The 16,112-nt window shown below is 71.3% G+C and carries 14 protein-coding genes; 12 read left to right on the forward strand and 2 right to left on the reverse strand.

Annotated elements, in window-relative coordinates; translation table 11 throughout:
• Positions 1–8 precede the first annotated feature (8 nt).
• The 12 genes from BLT43_RS07295 to recN all read left to right on the forward strand — a co-directional run bounded on the left by BLT43_RS07295 (position 9) and on the right by recN (position 13,852).
• The gene (locus tag BLT43_RS07295) at positions 9–1,175 is read left to right on the forward strand and encodes a peptidoglycan glycosyltransferase FtsW (protein WP_090111408.1); all 1,167 of its coding nucleotides are present in this window, start codon (positions 9–11) and stop codon (positions 1,173–1,175) included.
• Positions 1,175–2,284, forward strand: coding sequence for a UDP-N-acetylglucosamine--N-acetylmuramyl-(pentapeptide) pyrophosphoryl-undecaprenol N-acetylglucosamine transferase (locus BLT43_RS07300; protein WP_090111410.1), 1,110 nt, complete (start codon positions 1,175–1,177; stop codon positions 2,282–2,284). Before BLT43_RS07295 ends, BLT43_RS07300 begins: the two co-directional genes overlap by 1 nt.
• A 17-nt stretch (positions 2,285–2,301) precedes the next feature.
• Complete coding sequence (murC, locus tag BLT43_RS07305; RefSeq protein ID WP_090111553.1) at positions 2,302–3,705, forward strand: UDP-N-acetylmuramate--L-alanine ligase; 1,404 nt, start codon at positions 2,302–2,304, stop codon at positions 3,703–3,705.
• Complete coding sequence (locus BLT43_RS07310) at positions 3,702–3,962, forward strand: DUF2484 family protein (protein ID WP_090111412.1); 261 nt, start codon at positions 3,702–3,704, stop codon at positions 3,960–3,962. The genes murC and BLT43_RS07310 overlap by 4 nt, the downstream gene beginning before the upstream one ends.
• A 4-nt stretch (positions 3,963–3,966) precedes the next feature.
• Entirely contained in the window at positions 3,967–4,899 is a 933-nt protein-coding gene (gene murB, locus BLT43_RS07315) for a UDP-N-acetylmuramate dehydrogenase (protein ID WP_090111414.1), read from the forward strand.
• A 90-nt stretch (positions 4,900–4,989) separates the two neighbouring features.
• Entirely contained in the window at positions 4,990–5,910 is a 921-nt protein-coding gene (locus tag BLT43_RS07320; protein ID WP_090111554.1) for a D-alanine--D-alanine ligase, read from the forward strand.
• Positions 5,898–6,788 (forward strand): cell division protein FtsQ/DivIB, encoded by an 891-nt coding sequence (locus BLT43_RS07325; RefSeq protein ID WP_090111416.1) that lies wholly within the window; start codon positions 5,898–5,900, stop codon positions 6,786–6,788. The genes BLT43_RS07320 and BLT43_RS07325 overlap by 13 nt, the downstream gene beginning before the upstream one ends.
• Before the next feature lie 22 nt (positions 6,789–6,810).
• Positions 6,811–8,139, forward strand: a complete 1,329-nt coding sequence (gene ftsA, locus BLT43_RS07330; protein ID WP_090111418.1) for a cell division protein FtsA — start codon at positions 6,811–6,813, stop codon at positions 8,137–8,139.
• Between the two features lie 175 nt (positions 8,140–8,314).
• On the forward strand, positions 8,315–10,033 hold the full coding sequence (gene ftsZ, locus BLT43_RS07335; RefSeq protein WP_090111420.1) for a cell division protein FtsZ: 1,719 nt from the start codon (positions 8,315–8,317) through the stop codon (positions 10,031–10,033).
• 189 nt (positions 10,034–10,222) lie between these two features.
• The gene (lpxC, locus tag BLT43_RS07340) at positions 10,223–11,149 is read left to right on the forward strand and encodes a UDP-3-O-acyl-N-acetylglucosamine deacetylase (RefSeq protein ID WP_090111422.1); all 927 of its coding nucleotides are present in this window, start codon (positions 10,223–10,225) and stop codon (positions 11,147–11,149) included.
• Between the two features lie 121 nt (positions 11,150–11,270).
• Positions 11,271–12,140 (forward strand): outer membrane protein assembly factor BamD, encoded by an 870-nt coding sequence (locus tag BLT43_RS07345; protein WP_207497426.1) that lies wholly within the window; start codon positions 11,271–11,273, stop codon positions 12,138–12,140.
• Positions 12,141–12,178: 38 nt separating this feature from the next.
• Positions 12,179–13,852, forward strand: a complete 1,674-nt coding sequence (gene recN, locus BLT43_RS07350; protein ID WP_090111427.1) for a DNA repair protein RecN — start codon at positions 12,179–12,181, stop codon at positions 13,850–13,852.
• 46 nt (positions 13,853–13,898) lie between these two features.
• Here the strand turns inward: recN and BLT43_RS18885 are convergent, their stop codons facing one another.
• Positions 13,899–14,093 (reverse strand): hypothetical protein, encoded by a 195-nt coding sequence (locus tag BLT43_RS18885; protein ID WP_131802632.1) that lies wholly within the window; start codon positions 14,091–14,093, stop codon positions 13,899–13,901.
• A gap of 132 nt (positions 14,094–14,225) precedes the next feature.
• Entirely contained in the window at positions 14,226–15,977 is a 1,752-nt protein-coding gene (locus tag BLT43_RS07355; protein WP_110559011.1) for a LuxR C-terminal-related transcriptional regulator, read from the reverse strand.
• Positions 15,978–16,112: the final 135 nt, after the last annotated feature.

The following is a 16,112-nucleotide window of genomic DNA, read 5'->3' on the forward strand; positions in this document are numbered from 1 at the left end:
GCAGTTTCATGACCGAAATGGTGCATGGGGCGGTCCCCGTTCGGACCGTTGACCCGATTCTTCCGCGCTGGTGGCGCACGATCGACGTCTGGAGCATGTCCTGCATTCTCCTGCTGTTCGCGATCGGTCTGCTGCTGGGGCTGGCCGCCTCGCCGCCGCTGGCCGCCCGCAACGGCCTCGACCCCTTCTACTATGTCAGCCGGCAGGCCTTCTTCGGGATCCTGTCGCTGGGCGTGATGTTCGGCGTCTCGATGATGACGCCGCAGCTGGTGCGCCGGCTCGCTGTGCTCGGTTTCCTCGGCGCCTTCGTGGCGCTGGCGCTGCTGCCGGTCTTCGGCACCGATTTCGGCAAGGGCGCGGTGCGCTGGTACTCGTTCGGCTTCGCCTCGGTGCAGCCGTCCGAGTTCCTCAAGCCCGGCTTCGTGGTGGTCGCGGCCTGGTTCATGGCGGCGGGGCTCGAGCCCTCCGGCCCGCCGGGGCGGCTGTGGTCCTTCGCGCTGGCGGTGACCATCGTGCTGTTCCTCGCGCTGCAGCCCGATTTCGGGCAGGCGGCGCTGGTGCTGTTCTCCTGGGGGGTGATGTATTTCGTCGGCGGCGCGCCGATGTTCCTGCTGCTGGGCCTCGCCGGGGCGGTCGCCGCGGCCGGCACGCTGGCCTACAACAGCTCCGAGCACTTCGCCCGCCGCATCGACGGCTTCCTGTCGGCCGAGGTCGACCCCACCACCCAGCTCGGCTACGCCACCAACGCCATCCGCGAGGGCGGTTTCTTCGGCGTCGGCGTCGGCGAGGGGCAGGTGAAGTGGTCGCTGCCCGACGCGCATACCGACTTCATCATCGCCGTGGCGGCCGAGGAATACGGGCTGGTCTGCGTGCTGGTGATCATCATGCTCTACGCCACCATCACCGTGCGCTCGCTGATGCGGCTGATGAAGGAGCGCGACATCTTCATCCGCCTCGCCGGCACCGGCCTCGCCTGTGCCTTCGGCGTGCAGGCGATCATCAACATGGGCGTGGCGGTGCGGCTCCTGCCGGCCAAGGGCATGACGCTGCCCTTCGTCAGCTATGGCGGCTCTTCGGTGATCGCGAGCGGCATCGCGCTGGGCATGCTGCTGGCCTTTACCCGCACCCGCCCGCAGGGCGGCATCGGCGACATCCTGCTGCGGCGGGGCCGCTGATGGCGGAGGGGCGCCTTCTCGTCATCGCCGCCGGCGGCACCGGCGGGCACATGTTCCCGGCGCAGGCGCTGGCCGAGCTGATGCTGACCCGCGGCTGGCGGGTCAAGCTCTCCACCGATGCGCGCGGCGCGCGCTACACGCAGGGCTTCCCGCGCGAGGTCGAGATCGAGCAGGTCGGCGCCGGCACTTTCGCCCGCGGCGGGCTCACCGACAAGGCGCTGGCGCCGCTGCGGATCGGCGGCGGCGTGACCGCGGCGCTGGCACGGATGCTGCGCGACCGGCCGGCGGCGGTGGTGGGCTTCGGCGGCTACCCCTCGATCCCGGCGCTGGCGGCGGCGACGCTGCTGGGCCTGCCGCGGATGCTGCACGAACAGAACGGCGTGCTGGGCCGGGTCAACGCGCTGTTCGCCAAGCGCGTCGACGCCGTGGCCTGCGGCACCTGGCCGACCGAGCTGCCCGCGGGCGTCGAGGCGGTGCACACCGGCAACCCGGTGCGCCGCGCCGTGCTCGACCGCGCCGGCGCCGCCTACATCCCGCCCGGCGACTACCCGATGTCGGTGCTGGTGATCGGCGGCAGCCAGGGTGCGCGGATCCTGTCGGACGTGGTGCCGCCCGCCATCGCCAACTTGCCGCCCGAGCTGCGCCGCCTGGTGCGGGTCAGCCATCAGGCGCGCGAGGAGGACGTGCAGCGGGTCTCGACCTACTACGCGGACGAGGGCATCGACGCCGAGGTGCAGACCTTCTTCACCGACCTGCCGACGCGGATGAGCGAGGCGCAGCTGGTGATCGCCCGCTCCGGCGCCTCGACCGTGGCCGATCTGAGCGTGATCGGCCGGCCCTCGATCCTGGTGCCGCTGGCGATCGCGATCCGCGACGAGCAGACCGCGAACGCGCGGGGGCTTGTCGAAGCCGGCGCGGCGATCATGTTCCCTGAAAGACGATTCCACGTCGACGCGCTGTCCGAGAAGATCGCCCTCGTGCTGGGCAACGGGCAGGGCGCGATGCAGATGGCGCAGGCGGCCCGCCGCACCGGGATTCCCGACGCGGCGGAGCGGCTGGCCGGCCTGGTGGAGCAACTGGCGGACGGACAAAAGGAACAACCAAGCTGATGGACGGGACCGGGGCCATGAACGCAGCGACCAAACTGCCGCTCGATGTCGGGCCGATCCACTTCGTGGGGATCGGCGGTATCGGCATGTCGGGGATCGCCGAGGTGCTTCTGAACCAGGGCTACACGGTCCAGGGTTCGGATCTGAAGGCCTCGAAGATCACCAAGCGGCTCGAACAGCTCGGCGCGCGGGTGTTCGTCGGGCAGAGCGGCGAGAACCTCGACGGCGCCGCGGTGGTGGTGATCTCCTCGGCGATCAAGCCGGGCAACCCCGAGCTCGACGAGGCGCGCAGGCGCGGCCTGCCGGTGGTGCGCCGGGCCGAGATGCTGGCCGAGCTGATGCGGCTGCGCTCCAACGTCGCCGTCGGCGGCACCCACGGCAAGACCACCACCACCACCATGGTCGCGACGCTGCTCGACGCCGGCCGCTTCGACCCGACCGTGGTCAATGGCGGCATCATCCACGCCTATGGCTCGAACGCCCGGATGGGGCAGGGCGAGTGGATGGTGGTCGAGGCCGACGAGAGCGACGGCACCTTCAACCGCCTGCCCGCGACCATCGCCATCGTCACCAACATCGACCCCGAGCACATGGATCACTGGGGCTCGATCGAGGGGCTGCGGCAGGGCTTCCTCGACTTCGTGTCGAACATCCCCTTCTACGGCCTCGCCGTGTGCTGCACCGACCACCCGGAGGTGCAGGCGCTGGTCGGCCGGATCACCGACCGCCGGGTCGTGACCTTCGGCTTCAACGCCCAGGCCGACGTGCGGGCCGCGAACCTGCACTACAAGGCGGGCGTGGCGCATTTCGACATCGTGCTCAGGGCCGAGGACGCGGTGATCGAGGGCTGCAGCCTGCCGATGCCGGGCGACCACAACGTGTCGAACGCGCTCGCCGCGGTGGCGGTGGCCCGCCATCTGGGCATGAAGCGCGACGAGATCCGCGCCGCGCTGGCCGCCTTCGGCGGCGTGAACCGCCGCTTCACCAAGGTGGGCGAATGGAACGGCGTCCCGGTGATCGACGATTACGGCCACCACCCGGTCGAGATCGCCGCCGTGCTGCGCGCCGCGCGCCAGGCCAGCGAGGGGCGGGTGATCGCGGTGCACCAGCCGCACCGCTATTCGCGGCTGTCCTCGCTGTTCGAGGATTTCTGCACCTGCTTCAACGACGCCGACGTGGTCGGCATCGCCGATGTCTACGCCGCGGGCGAGGCGCCGATCGAGGGGGCCTCGCGCGACGATCTCGTCGCCGGGCTGATCCGGCACGGCCACCGCCAGGCCCATGCCATCGGCTCCGAGGAGGCACTGGCCCGGCTGGTGCGCGAAGAGGCCCGGCCCGGCGACATCGTGGTCTGCCTCGGCGCCGGCACGATCAGCACCTGGGCGCAGGCGCTGCCGGCCAACCTGGAGGCCGGGGCGTGAGCGGCGTCGACGTGCTGCCGCTGGCCGCGGCCTGCCTTTGGCTGATCGCGGCGAACCTCGCCGCGATGCTGCCGGCGCGCGGCCGCTGCAGCCTGCGCTGCGTGGCGCTGATGTTCACCGGCGTGCCGCTGCTGGGGTGGGCGACCTTCTCGCTCGGCCCGGTCGCCGGCGTGCTGCTGCTGGCGGCGGGCGCCACCTTGCTGCGCGAGCAGCTGGTCCGGGCGGCGCAGCCCTTCGACGACCGGTCCCCGGAGTGACGCGATGACGGATCTGGCCTTGCCCGAGGTGCGCGGCCGCCTGATGCGGGACAAGCCGCTGGCAGACCTGACCTGGCTCAGGGTCGGCGGGCCGGCCGACTGGCTGTTCCAGCCCGCCGACCGCGAGGATCTCGCGAGCTTCCTGCGCGATCTCGACCCGGCCGTGCCGGTCTTCCCGATGGGCGTCGGCTCGAACCTGATCGTGCGCGACGGCGGCGTGCGCGGCGTGGTGATCCGGCTCGGCCGCGGCTTCAACGGCATCGAGATCGGCGCTGACGGCACGGTCACGGCCGGCGCCGCGGCGCTCGACGCGCATGTCGCGCGCAAGGCGGCGCAGGCCGGGCGCGACCTCACTTTCCTGCGCACCATTCCCGGCGCCATCGGCGGGGCGGTGCGGATGAACGCCGGCTGCTACGGGACATATGTGGCCGACGCGCTGCGCGAGATCACCGTGATCCATCGCGACGGCCGCACCGAGACGCTGCCCGCCGCCGCGCTGGAGCTGGCCTACCGCTCGAGCCGCCTGCCCGAGGGCGCGGTGATCGTCGAGGCGGTGTTCGACGCGCCCGAAGGCGAGGCGGCAGCGCTCGAGGCGCGCATGGCCGACCAGATCGCCCGGCGCGACGACAGCCAGCCGACCAAGGACCGCACCGCCGGCTCCACCTTCCGCAACCCGGCGGGATTCTCCTCCACCGGGCAGTCGGACGACACGCATGAGTTGAAGGCGTGGAAGGTGATCGAGGATGCCGGCCTGCGCGGTGCACGTTTCGGCGGCGCGGTGATGAACGAGAAGCACCCGAATTTCCTCACCAATTCCGGAAATGCCACCGCCGCCGAGCTGGAAGAGCTGGGCGAGCGGGTCCGGAAAAGGGTTTACGAGCATTCGGGGCTGACGCTAGAGTGGGAAATCATGCGGGTCGGCGCGCCGTCCGCCTGACAAGCGAACAAGACGATCCCCGATAACGGGGGTGGCCCGAAGGGCCGAAGCAATATGACGCGCCGACACGCGGCGCGCGAATGGGGCAGTCTGGGAATGTCGAGCGGGACACATCCCAAGGTCGTCGTGTTGATGGGCGGACCCTCGGCGGAGCGCGAGGTCTCGCTGTCCTCCGGGCGCGAATGCGCGGCGGCCTTGCGGCAGGCGGGATACGAAGTGATCGAGGTCGATGCCGGCCTCGACCTGACCGCGCAACTCCAGGCCCATGCCCCCGACGTCGTCTTCAACGCCCTGCATGGCCGGCGCGGCGAGGATGGCTGCGTGCAGGGCCTGCTCGAATGGCTGCGCATCCCCTACACCCATTCCGGCGTGCTGGCCTCGGCGCTCGCCATGGACAAGGAGGCCTCGAAGGCCGTGTTCCGCGCCGCCGGCCTGCCGGTGGCCGAGAGCCGGCTGGCCTCGAAGGCCGAGGTGATGGCCGCGCATGTCATGGCGCCGCCCTATGTGGTGAAGCCCAACAACGAGGGCTCGAGCGTCGGCATCTACATCGTGCCCGAGGGCGCGAACCAGCCGCCGCAGCTGTCTCAGGACATGCCCGAGACCGTGATGGTCGAAAGCTACCTGCCGGGGCGCGAGCTCACCACCACGGTGATGGGCGACCGCGCCCTGACCGTGACCGACATCGTCACCGACGGCTGGTACGACTACGACGCCAAGTACAAGGCGGGCGGCTCGCGCCACGTGGTGCCCGCCGACCTGCCGGCCGAGGTCTTCGAGGCCTGCCTCGACTACGCGCTGCGCGCGCACCGCGCGCTGGGCTGCCGCGGCCTCAGCCGCACCGATTTCCGCTGGGACGAGAACAAGGGCGCGGCCGGTCTGGTGCTGCTCGAGACCAACACCCAGCCCGGCATGACGCCCACCTCGCTCGCGCCCGAGCAGGCGGCGAGCCTCGGCATCGACTTCCCGGCGCTGTGCCGCTGGCTGGTGGAGGACGCGTCATGCGATCGCTGACCGGCCTCTTCCGGCGCGAGCCGCAATACGGCATGCGCCGCGATCCCGCGCCGACGCGCTGGGGCTATCGCTACCAGCGCCTGATGCTCACGCCGCTGTTCCGCATCGGGGTCCGCTTCGGCCTGCCGGTGCTGCTGGTGGCCGGCGGGCTCGGCCTGTGGTTCGTGCAGGAGGACAACCGCAAGGCCTTCGCCGCGCAGTACGAGCGGCTGCGCGGCATGATCGAGCAGCGCCCCGAATTCATGGTCGGCGCGGTTGAGATCGAGGGCGCCGACCCGGCGCTCGCCGCCGCGATCCAGCGCTTCCTGCCCGAGCGGATGCCGATCTCCTCCTTCGATCTCGACCTGGTCGAGATCCGGGCGCGCATCCGCGAGCTGACCGCCGTGGCCGATGCCACGGTGCGGGTCCGGCCGGGCGGGGTGCTCGACATCGCCGTCACGCAGCGGGTGCCGGTGGCGGTCTGGCGTCATGTCGACGGGCTGCGGCTGGTGGATGCCGAGGGGGTGATGACCGGGATGATCCCGCAGCGCTCGGCCCGGGCCGAGCTGCCGCTGATCGCCGGCGACGGCGCGCGCGAGAAGATCGGCGAGGCGCTGGCGCTGTTCGCCGCGGCCGAGCCGGTCTCCGACCGGCTGCGCGGGCTGGTGCGGATGGGCGAGCGGCGCTGGGACCTGGTGCTCGACCGCGGCCAGCGCATCCTGCTGCCGGCCGAGAACCCGGTGGCGGCGCTGGAGCGCGTCATGGCGCTCGACGCCGCGCAGGACATGCTGGCCCGCGACATCGTCGCGGTGGATGTGAGGAACGAGGATCGGCCGACCATAAGGCTGACCGAGCAGGCCCTGATGCGTCTTCGGCGCGTCAGCGAGAACAACAACTAGGGACAGTGTAGCGGGGACGAAGATGGGGCAGCTCTACCAGACCCAGCGCGCGATGCGGAACATGCGCAAGGCGGCCATGCAGCGCGGGGTGATCGCGATCCTCGATGTCGGCACGTCCAAGATCGCCTGTCTGGTGCTGCGCTTCGACGGCGACATGCCGGCGCCCGAGGGCATCGGCTCGATGGCCGGCCAGTCCTCCTTCCGGATCATCGGCGCCGCCACCACCCGCTCGCGCGGGGTCTCCTTCGGCGAGGTCTCGGCCATGGCCGAGACCGAGCGCGCGATCCGCACCGCGGTGCAGGCGGCGCAGAAGATGGCCGGGGTCCGGGTCGACCACGTGATCGCCACGCTCTCGGGCGCGCGGCCGCGCAGCTACGGGCTCGACGGCGAGGTCGAGGTCGAGGCCGGGCAGGTGACCGACGGCGACATCGGTCGGGTGCTCGCGGCCTGCGAGGTGCCCGATTACGGCGATGGCCGCGAGGTGCTGCACGCCCAGCCGGTGAACTTCGCGCTCGACCATCGCTCCGGCCTCGCCGATCCGCGCGGCCAGATCGGCCAGCGGCTGACCACCGACATGCACCTGCTGACGGTCGATGCCACGGCGATCGAGAACCTGCTCTACTGCATCAAGCGCTGCGACCTCGAGGTCGCGGGGCTGGCGTCCTCGGCCTATGTCTCGGGCATCTCCTCGCTGGTCGAGGACGAGCAGGAGCTGGGCGCCGCCTGCATCGACATGGGCGGCGGCTCGACCGGCATCTCGGTCTTCATCCGCAAGCACATGATCTATGCCGATTCGGTGCGCATGGGCGGCGATCACGTCACCTCCGACATCTCGATGGGCCTGCAGGTGCCGATGGCCACCGCCGAGCGGATCAAGACCTTCTACGGCGGCGTCGTCGCCACCGGCATGGACGACCGCGAGATGATCGAGATCGGCGGCGACACTGGCGACTGGGAGCATGACCGCCGCACCGTCAGCCGGGCCGAGCTGATCGGCATCATGCGCCCGCGGGTCGAGGAGATCCTCGAGGAGGTGCGCCAGCGGCTCGACGCGGCCGGCTTCGAGCACCTGCCGAGCCAGCAGATCGTGCTGACCGGCGGCGGCAGCCAGATCCCCGGCCTCGACGGTCTGGCCACGCGCATCCTCGGCCAGCAGGTGCGGCTGGGCCGCCCGCTCAGGGTGCAGGGCCTGCCGCAGGCCGCGACGGGGCCGGCCTTCGCCGGCGCCGTGGGGCTGTGCCTCTTCGCCGCCCATCCGCAGGACGAGTGGTGGGACTTCGACGTGCCGGCCGAACGCTACCCGGCGCGGTCGCTCAAACGGGCCATAAAATGGCTCAAGGACAACTGGTGATACGCGGGAACCTGCCGAACGCCACGGCAGCCGCGGATTCTCGGTCGAAAACGCGGCGAAAATAAGTAGAAACCCCCGAGTTTCCCCGTGACGATGCGCCGGCGCGCAGATAGTTTGGCCGGACAGTGGCAGACAAGCCCGGCGGGACGGGCCAGATTCAGGACAGGCGGACAGCATGGCACTCAACCTCTCTCTGCCGGGGCATGAAGACCTCAAGCCCCGGATCACGGTCTTCGGCGTCGGCGGCGCTGGCGGAAACGCGGTCAACAACATGATCGAGAAGGAACTCGACGGGGTCGAGTTCGTGGTCGCCAACACCGACGCGCAGGCGCTGCAGCAGTCGCGCGCGCAGGCGAAGATCCAGATGGGGGTGAAGGTCACCGAGGGTCTCGGCGCGGGCGCCCGCGCCACCGTCGGCGCCGCCGCGGCCGAGGAATCGATCGAGGAGATCGTCGATCACCTCGCCGGCGCGCACATGTGCTTCATCACCGCCGGCATGGGCGGCGGCACCGGCACCGGCGCCGCGCCGATCATCGCCCAGGCCGCGCGCGAGCTCGGCGTGCTGACCGTCGGCGTCGTCACCAAGCCCTTCCAGTTCGAGGGCGCCAAGCGGATGAAGCAGGCCGAGGCCGGCGTCGAGGCGCTGCAGAAGGTGGTCGACACGCTGATCATCATCCCCAACCAGAACCTGTTCCGGCTGGCCAACGAGAACACCACCTTCACCGAGGCCTTCGCGCTGGCCGACGACGTGCTCTACCAGGGCGTCAAGGGCGTGACCGACCTGATGGTGCGGCCGGGCCTGATCAACCTCGACTTCGCCGACGTGCGCGCGGTGATGGACGAGATGGGCAAGGCGATGATGGGCACCGGCGAGGCCGATGGTGAGGATCGCGCCGTGCAGGCGGCCGAGAAGGCGATAGCGAACCCGCTTCTCGACGAGATCAGCCTCGAGGGCGCGCGCGGCGTGCTCATCAACATCACCGGCGGCTACGACCTCACCCTGTTCGAGCTGGACGAGGCGGCGAACAAGATCCGCGAGAAGGTCGACCCGGAAGCCAACATCATCGTCGGCTCGACCCTCGACACCGGCATGGAAGGCCGGATGCGCGTCTCCGTCGTCGCCACCGGCATCGACGCGCTGGTCAAGCAGGAGGACACCCCGCTGCCGCGCCGTTCGATGAGCGAGCCGCTGCGCGAGCGCACCTCGATCGAGGAGCACAAGCCCGCGCCGCAGCAGCAGCGCCCGGCGCCGACCCAGCAGCCCGCCGCCCGCGCGCCCTCGCGCGAGGCGCCGCGCCAGCAGCAGCCGGCGCAGCGCGCGCCCGAGCCGCAGGCCTACGAGGAAGAGGACGAGTTCCGCCAGGGCTTCGACACCCGCCGCACCCCGCGCGAGGAGCCGGTCCAGCAGCGCAGCGACGACCTGCCGCCGCCGGCCTACACCCCGCGCCGCGAGCCGCAGCAGGAGGAAGCCGCGCCCGAGAGCTTCGTCGCCCCGCGTGGCCAGGCCGGCCAGTCGGGCCAGTCGGGCAGCAGCAACCCCGAGGCGCTGGCGCGCCTGCGCGCCGCGGCCCAGGCCCAGAACCGCGCTGCCGAGCGTCAGGAAGCGCCGCGCGCGCCGGCCGCCCCGGCCCGCGGTCAGGCCGCCTCCGAGGCCGAGCGCCAGCCGCGCTTCGGCATCAACTCGCTGATCAACCGCATGACCGGGCAGGGCGAGGCGCCGCAGGGCGGCCAGCGGGCCCAGTCGCCGCAGCCGGCGCAACAGCCGGCGCCGCGGCCGCAGCCGCAGCAGCAGCCCGTGCAGCGCCAGGCGCCGAGCTGGCAGGATGACGGCGAGACCGATCCCGAGCAGGAGCGCATCGAGATCCCGGCCTTCCTGCGCCGCCAGGCGAACTGATCCCGCGACGTCGGGACGCGACGGGGCCGCCCTTCGGGGCGGCCCCTCGTCGTTCGGGGCGGCGAAAAATCGCCCATGCGGAGCCCGCGCCACATGTTACATGCTGTCGCAAAGAGTGAATTGTGACCGACTGACCAAGCGCTTAGGTCAGGCTCCAAGAAATCCGGAACGGATAACGGACTCGGGCACGTGCAGACCACGCTACTCAGACAGGTCGGGTTTACCGGCACAGGGCTCCATTCGGGGCGGCCGGTGCGCATGACCGTGAAACCGGCGCCGGCCGGGCATGGCGTCGTGTTCCGCCGCGGCGACGTGATCGGCCTCGACCCGGTCGTGCCGGCGCTGTGGGACCATGTCCGCGTCTCGCCGCTCAACACCCGTCTCGTCAACGCCGACGGCGTCACCGTCTCGACCATCGAGCATCTGATGGCGGCGCTGGCGGGCTGCGGCATCCACAACGCGCGGGTCGAGATCGACGGCCCCGAAGTGCCGATCCTCGACGGCAGCTCGGCCGGCTTCGCACGGGCGCTGCTCGAGGCGGGGCTGCGCCGGCTCGACGCGCCGCTCTACGCGATCGAGGTGCTGCGCCCGGTCGAGGCGGTCGAGGGCGCCGCCGCGGCGCGGCTGCTGCCGCGCGAGGCGGGCGGGCTCGAGATCGATTTCGAGATCGACTTCCCCGACGCCGCGATCGGCCATCAGCGCCGCGTGCTCGACATGGCCAACGGCGCTTTCCTGCGCGAGCTGTGCGACAGCCGGACCTTCTGCCGGCTTTCCGACGTCGAGGCGATGCAGTCGCAGGGGCTGGCGCTGGGCGGCACCTACGAGAACGCCGTCGTCGTCGACGGGGCGCAGGTGCTCAGCCCGGGCGGGCTGCGCCATGCCGACGAGGCGGTGCGCCACAAGATGCTCGACGCGGTGGGCGACCTCGCCACCGCCGGCGCGCCGATCATCGGCCGCTACGAGGGGCGCCGCGCGGGCCATGCCATGACCAACCACCTGCTCCGGGCGCTGTTCGCCGCGCCGGAGGCCTGGCGTTGGGTCGAGGTCGATGCCGACCTCGCCACCACTCTGCCGGGCAGCCGGCTGAAGCCGGCCGACCTCGCCGCGGTGGCCTGACGCCGCGCCCGGGCCGGACGGGAAAAGCCGTTTTGCCCCCGATTTTTTCGTGCTAGACCCGGTGCCGGACGGTCCCCCTGACGGGGGGTGGATAACGGGGCGGCGATCCCGGGATGGGCAGATGACCGACAGGATTCAGGGCGGGCGCATGGCAGGCAGCGGAACACGGGTCGGGCTGGGGCTGGTCCTTGCCTTGGGTCTTCTGGCGGGCTGCGGCGGCGGCACCACCCGGCTCGAGCCCGGCGCGCTCGAGGGGCTCTCGGCGGTCGAGATCTTCCAGCAGGGCGAAAAGCGCCTGGCCGACGACCAGCCCGACGACGCGGCGCTCTATTTCGGCGAGATCGAGCGGCTCTACCCCTATTCCGAATGGGCCAAGCGCGGGCTGATCATGCAGGCCTTCGCCTACCACAAGGACCGCGACTACCCCAACAGCCGGGCCAGCGCGCAGCGCTATCTCGACTTCTACCCGGCCGACGAGGACGCGGCCTATGCCCAGTACCTGCTGGCGCTGAGCTATTACGACCAGATCGACGACGTCGGCCGCGACCAGGGGCTGACCTTCCAGGCGCTGCAGGCGCTGCGCGGCGTGATCGAGGGCTACCCCGAGAGCGAATATGCCGGCCAGGCCAAGCTGAAGTTCGACCTCGCCTTCGACCATCTCGCCGGCAAGGAGATGGAGATCGGGCGCTACTACCTCAAGCGTGGCCATTACGCCGCCGCGGCGCGCCGGTTCCGGGTCGTGGTCGAGGAATTCCAGACCACCACACACACGCCCGAGGCGCTGCACCGGCTGGTCGAGGCCTACCTGTCGCTCGGCCTGACCGCCGAGGCGCAGACCGCCGGCGCGATCCTGGGCTACAACTACCGCGGCACCGACTGGTACCAGGACAGCTACGCGCTCTTGACCGGCGAGGGGCTGGAGGCGCGCGAGACCGGCGACAACTGGCTGGCCGCGATCTACCGCCAGATGGTGCGGGGCGAATGGATCTGAGCGCGGAGGCATGACGTTCCGCCACGAGGGGGATTGATATGCTGCGCGCGCTCGACATCCGGGACATGCTGATCATCGACCGGCTGGAGCTCGACTTCCAGCCCGGGCTGAACGTGCTCACCGGCGAGACCGGGGCCGGCAAGTCGATCCTGCTCGACAGCCTCGGCTTCGTGCTGGGCTGGCGCGGCCGGGCCGAGCTGGTCCGCCAGGGCGCCGATCAGGGCGAGGTGACGGCGGTGTTCGACCTGCCGAAGGACCACGCCGCGCGCACCGTCCTGGCCGAGGCCGGGATCGAGGCGGGCGACGAGCTGATCCTGCGCCGCGTCAACACCGTCTCGGGCCGCAAGACCGCATGGGTCAACGACCGCCGGGTGTCGGGCGAGGTGCTGCGCGCGCTATCGGACGTCCTGGTCGAACTGCACGGCCAGCACGACGATCGCGGCCTTCTGGACCCCAAGGGCCACCGGACGATGCTCGACGCCTTCGCCGGGGCCGAGGCCGCCATCGCCGCGACCCGGCAGGCCTGGGCCGGCCGGCGCGAGGCGCGCAAGATGCTGGCCCGCGCGCAGGAGCAGATCGCCGGCCTCAGGGCCGAGGAGGAATACCTGCGCCACGCCGTGGCCGAGCTCGACACGCTCGACCCGCAGCCCGGCGAGGAGGCCGAGCTCGACGCGCTGCGCCGCCGGATGCAGGGCGCCGAGCGGGTGCGCGGCGACATCGCCCGCGCCCATCAGGTGATCGCGGGCGAGGGCGCCGAGGGGCTGGTGGCCGACGCGATGCGCTGGCTCGACGGCGCGGTGGAGGCGGCCGAGGGCCGGCTCGACGGCCCGATCGAGGCGCTCACCCGCGCGCTCGATGCGCTGGGCGAGGCCGAGACCGGAATCCGCGACGCGCTCGACGGCATGGAGTTCGACCCGCGCTCGCTCGAGGCGGCCGAGGAGCGGCTCTTCGCGATCCGCGGGCTGGCGCGCAAGCACGAGGTCATGCCCGACGAGCTGGCGGAGTTCGCCGACGGGCTGCGGCAGCGGCTCAAGGCGCTCGATGCCTCCGAGGGCGACATGGCCGATCTCGAGGCCGCGGTGGCCCGGGCGGATGCCGACTACGATGCCGCGGCCGGCGCGTTGCGCGCGCTGCGCATCGAGGCGGGCGAGCGGCTGTCGCTGGCGATGGCGCGCGAACTGGCGCCGTTGAAGCTCGAGCGGGCGGTGTTCGAGGTCGATCTCGCCGCGGCCGAGCCGGGTCCGGAGGGGCATGACGAGGTCACCTTCCGCGTCGCGACCAACCCCGGCGCGCCGGCCGGCCCGCTGTCGCGCATCGCTTCGGGCGGTGAGCTGTCGCGCTTCCTTCTGGCGCTCAAGGTCTGCCTGACCGGCGACAGCGCCGGCCTGACGCTGATCTTCGACGAGATCGATCGCGGCCTCGGCGGGGCGACCGCCAATGCCGTCGGTCGCCGGCTGGCGCGGCTGGCGGACGGTGCGCAGGTGCTGGTCGTCACCCATTCGCCGCAGGTCGCGGCGCTGGGCGGCCATCACTGGCGGGTCGAGAAGGCGGTGAGCCGGCGCGACGAGGGCGAGGTCACCATTTCGCGCGTCGTGCCGCTCGACACGGCCGCGCGGATCGACGAGATCGCGCGCATGCTGGCGGGCGACACCGTGACCGATGCGGCGCGCGGCGCCGCCAAGGTGCTGCTCGAGGGGGCCGACGCCGCCTGACGGCCCGCCACGCGGCCGTATCTCAAGCCGGAACCTTTCCGTAACGTCATGTGTTTGCTAGGGAGAACGCGGCGCCTTTTGGCCGCCGCTCGCCGCCGTGACGGTCGTCGTCGCGGCGCAGGGCCCGATTAGCCGAGGCAAAAAAAATGGCGACGAGTGCAGAACAAGCGAATGCCATCGCTTCGTCGCACGCGTCGCCAAGATGCCGGATCAGCCTCCGGTAGGCGAAATAGTGTTGCACCAGGCGGCCACTCACCTCCGCCCGATGCCAATCTCTCCGCTCCGCCGCCCGAGGGCGGGGACAATGTGTCGTATCAATGTCATTTACCTAACCCCATCGCCGGGGGGCGTCATACCCCAATTAAGGTAAGGTCTACGATTTTATCGCGCGGGCGTGTTTCTCCAGTTCGGGCAGCACGTCGCGCCATTTCAGGAAGAACAGAAGCTGCCCGGCATCGGGGAAGATGCGCCAGTCGATCCACGGGTGATCGTCGCGGAACTCCTCGAGGGTCGCGATCGGCACCTGCGGATCCTGAAGGCCGTTGAGCATCTGCACCGGCACCCGTCGCAGCGCGGCGAGGGCGGGCTCCCAGTCATGGCTCTCATGCGCCACGATTTCGCGTGCGAAGGCGTCCTGCGCGGCATGGTGGTCGTTCACCGTGACTTCCGAGCCGAGCAGCATCGCCTCCCGCACTTCCGGGATCTCGAAGGTGCGGATGTCGGCGGCGCTGCGGCCGTAGACCGCCTGGACGAAGCCGGGCTTGCCGAGCCGGCGGACCATCGCGAAGCCGGCCTTGACCATGAAGGGCAGAAGCTGCGGCGTGTAGCGCGCCGAGGCCAGGATGAAGCGATGCCATTTGTGCATCCGCTCGTACTGCTCGGGCCGATGCAGCGGCAGCACGCCCGCGCAGGCGATCAGCGCTGTCATTCGGCCCGGGTGCCGGGCGTTGAAGGCCATGGCCAGCAGGCTGTCGTCGCCGATGCTGAGCACCGGCAGCGGGCCGCAGCCCAGATGGTCGAGCAGCCGCACGAGATCGTCGCACAGGGTGTCGAGATAGGGCACGCCGGCCGGCAGCACGGTCGAGTGGCCGTAGCCCGCGCGCACCGGAACGATGATCCTGAGGCCGCGGCGGCGCGCCTCGGCCTCCGCCGGCGCGGGCCAGAGCACCAGCCCGAGATTGAGCGGCAGGTACAGGCAGTCGCGCCCCGCCGGGTCGCCGAGGATCAGGTAGTCGAGGCGCCGCCCGTCGGGCAGTTTCAGCGTCTGGAAGGGCTGCGCGACGGGATCGCGCTCCGCCGGCCGCTTGGCGAGGCCGGGTTGCGCCATCTCCATGCTCGACAGGGTCAGCCGCACCAGCTCGGTCTGGCTGCGGGTCTCGGTCTTGCTCAGGATCGCCTTGAGCTGGGCGCGCACGGTGGCGAGGCTGCGGCCGCGCCCGTCGGCGATCTCGGGCAGGCTGAGCCCCTCGGCGAGCCCCCGCAGGATCTGGCTTTCGGCATGGGTCAGGCCGAAGGCCTCGCGCAGCAGCGCCGAGAACCCCTCGGGCCAGCCCAGCTCGGAGGTGACCGCCAGCACATAGGCCTCGCCGTCGCGCGGCCGGATCAGCCGCAGGTGGAACATGATCAGCCGGTCGCTGTGCCGCGCGCGGTTGCGCAGCACCACCGGATCGCCCGCCGGCCCCGCCATGAGCTGTTCGACGCAGCGCGACAGCGACACGGTGTCGGCCTCGGCCAGCGCGAGGTCGCCGATCCGGGCGTCGGGCGTGATGCCGAAGGCGCGCGTCGCGGCCGGGTTGCAATGGCTGACCGTGAGACGGGGCGTGACGGCGAAGGCGGCGGCATGGCCCAGCCGGCCGAGCATCGCCTCGGGCGTGTCGGCGCCTTCGCCGGCCAGCGCGCGTTCCAGCACCTGGTCGGCGCGCTGCACATGGCCGTCGAACTGGCCCAGCCCGGTGCCGGCCCGGCGCAGGGGGCCCATCACCGCCTCCCAGTGGTCGAGCATCTCCTCGAAGCGCGTGGGATCCATCGCGACCTCGTAGATGCGGTCGATCACGGTCAGCGGGTCGGATGCCGGAAAGCCGTGCCGCTCTTGTGCCCGATGCTGCGCCAGGCGACGCGCCGCCATTTCCGTCATCATTGTCCCGCATTTGCACGACCCGCCGGTTGCGGGTCTGACCTTATCCTGCCCGCTTGGCGGCGGCGCTTCAACCGGCGGCCGAACTGTCCTAAACAGGCCGCGGAGAACCGGAGAGCGGAGAAG

The sequence above is a fragment of the Limimaricola pyoseonensis genome (genome assembly GCF_900102015.1).
Taxonomy (GTDB): Bacteria; Pseudomonadota; Alphaproteobacteria; order Rhodobacterales; family Rhodobacteraceae; genus Limimaricola; species Limimaricola pyoseonensis.

Bases quoted from the DNA above. Each gene is read 5' to 3' on its own strand.
- murC (WP_090111553.1), top strand. From the start codon at position 2,302: ATGAACGCAGCGACCAAACTGCCGCTCGATGTCGGGCCGATCCACTTC.
- murB (WP_090111414.1), top strand. From the start codon at position 3,967: ATGACGGATCTGGCCTTGCCCGAGGTGCGCGGCCGCCTGATGCGGGAC.
- BLT43_RS07355 (WP_110559011.1), bottom strand. From the start codon at position 15,977: ATGGCGGCGCGTCGCCTGGCGCAGCATCGGGCACAAGAGCGGCACGGC.
- BLT43_RS07295 (WP_090111408.1), top strand. From the start codon at position 9: ATGACCGAAATGGTGCATGGGGCGGTCCCCGTTCGGACCGTTGACCCG.
- ftsZ (WP_090111420.1), top strand. From the start codon at position 8,315: ATGGCACTCAACCTCTCTCTGCCGGGGCATGAAGACCTCAAGCCCCGG.
- BLT43_RS07325 (WP_090111416.1), top strand. From the start codon at position 5,898: ATGCGATCGCTGACCGGCCTCTTCCGGCGCGAGCCGCAATACGGCATG.
- recN (WP_090111427.1), top strand. From the start codon at position 12,179: ATGCTGCGCGCGCTCGACATCCGGGACATGCTGATCATCGACCGGCTG.
- BLT43_RS07300 (WP_090111410.1), top strand. From the start codon at position 1,175: ATGGCGGAGGGGCGCCTTCTCGTCATCGCCGCCGGCGGCACCGGCGGG.
- ftsA (WP_090111418.1), top strand. From the start codon at position 6,811: ATGGGGCAGCTCTACCAGACCCAGCGCGCGATGCGGAACATGCGCAAG.
- BLT43_RS07345 (WP_207497426.1), top strand. From the start codon at position 11,271: ATGACCGACAGGATTCAGGGCGGGCGCATGGCAGGCAGCGGAACACGG.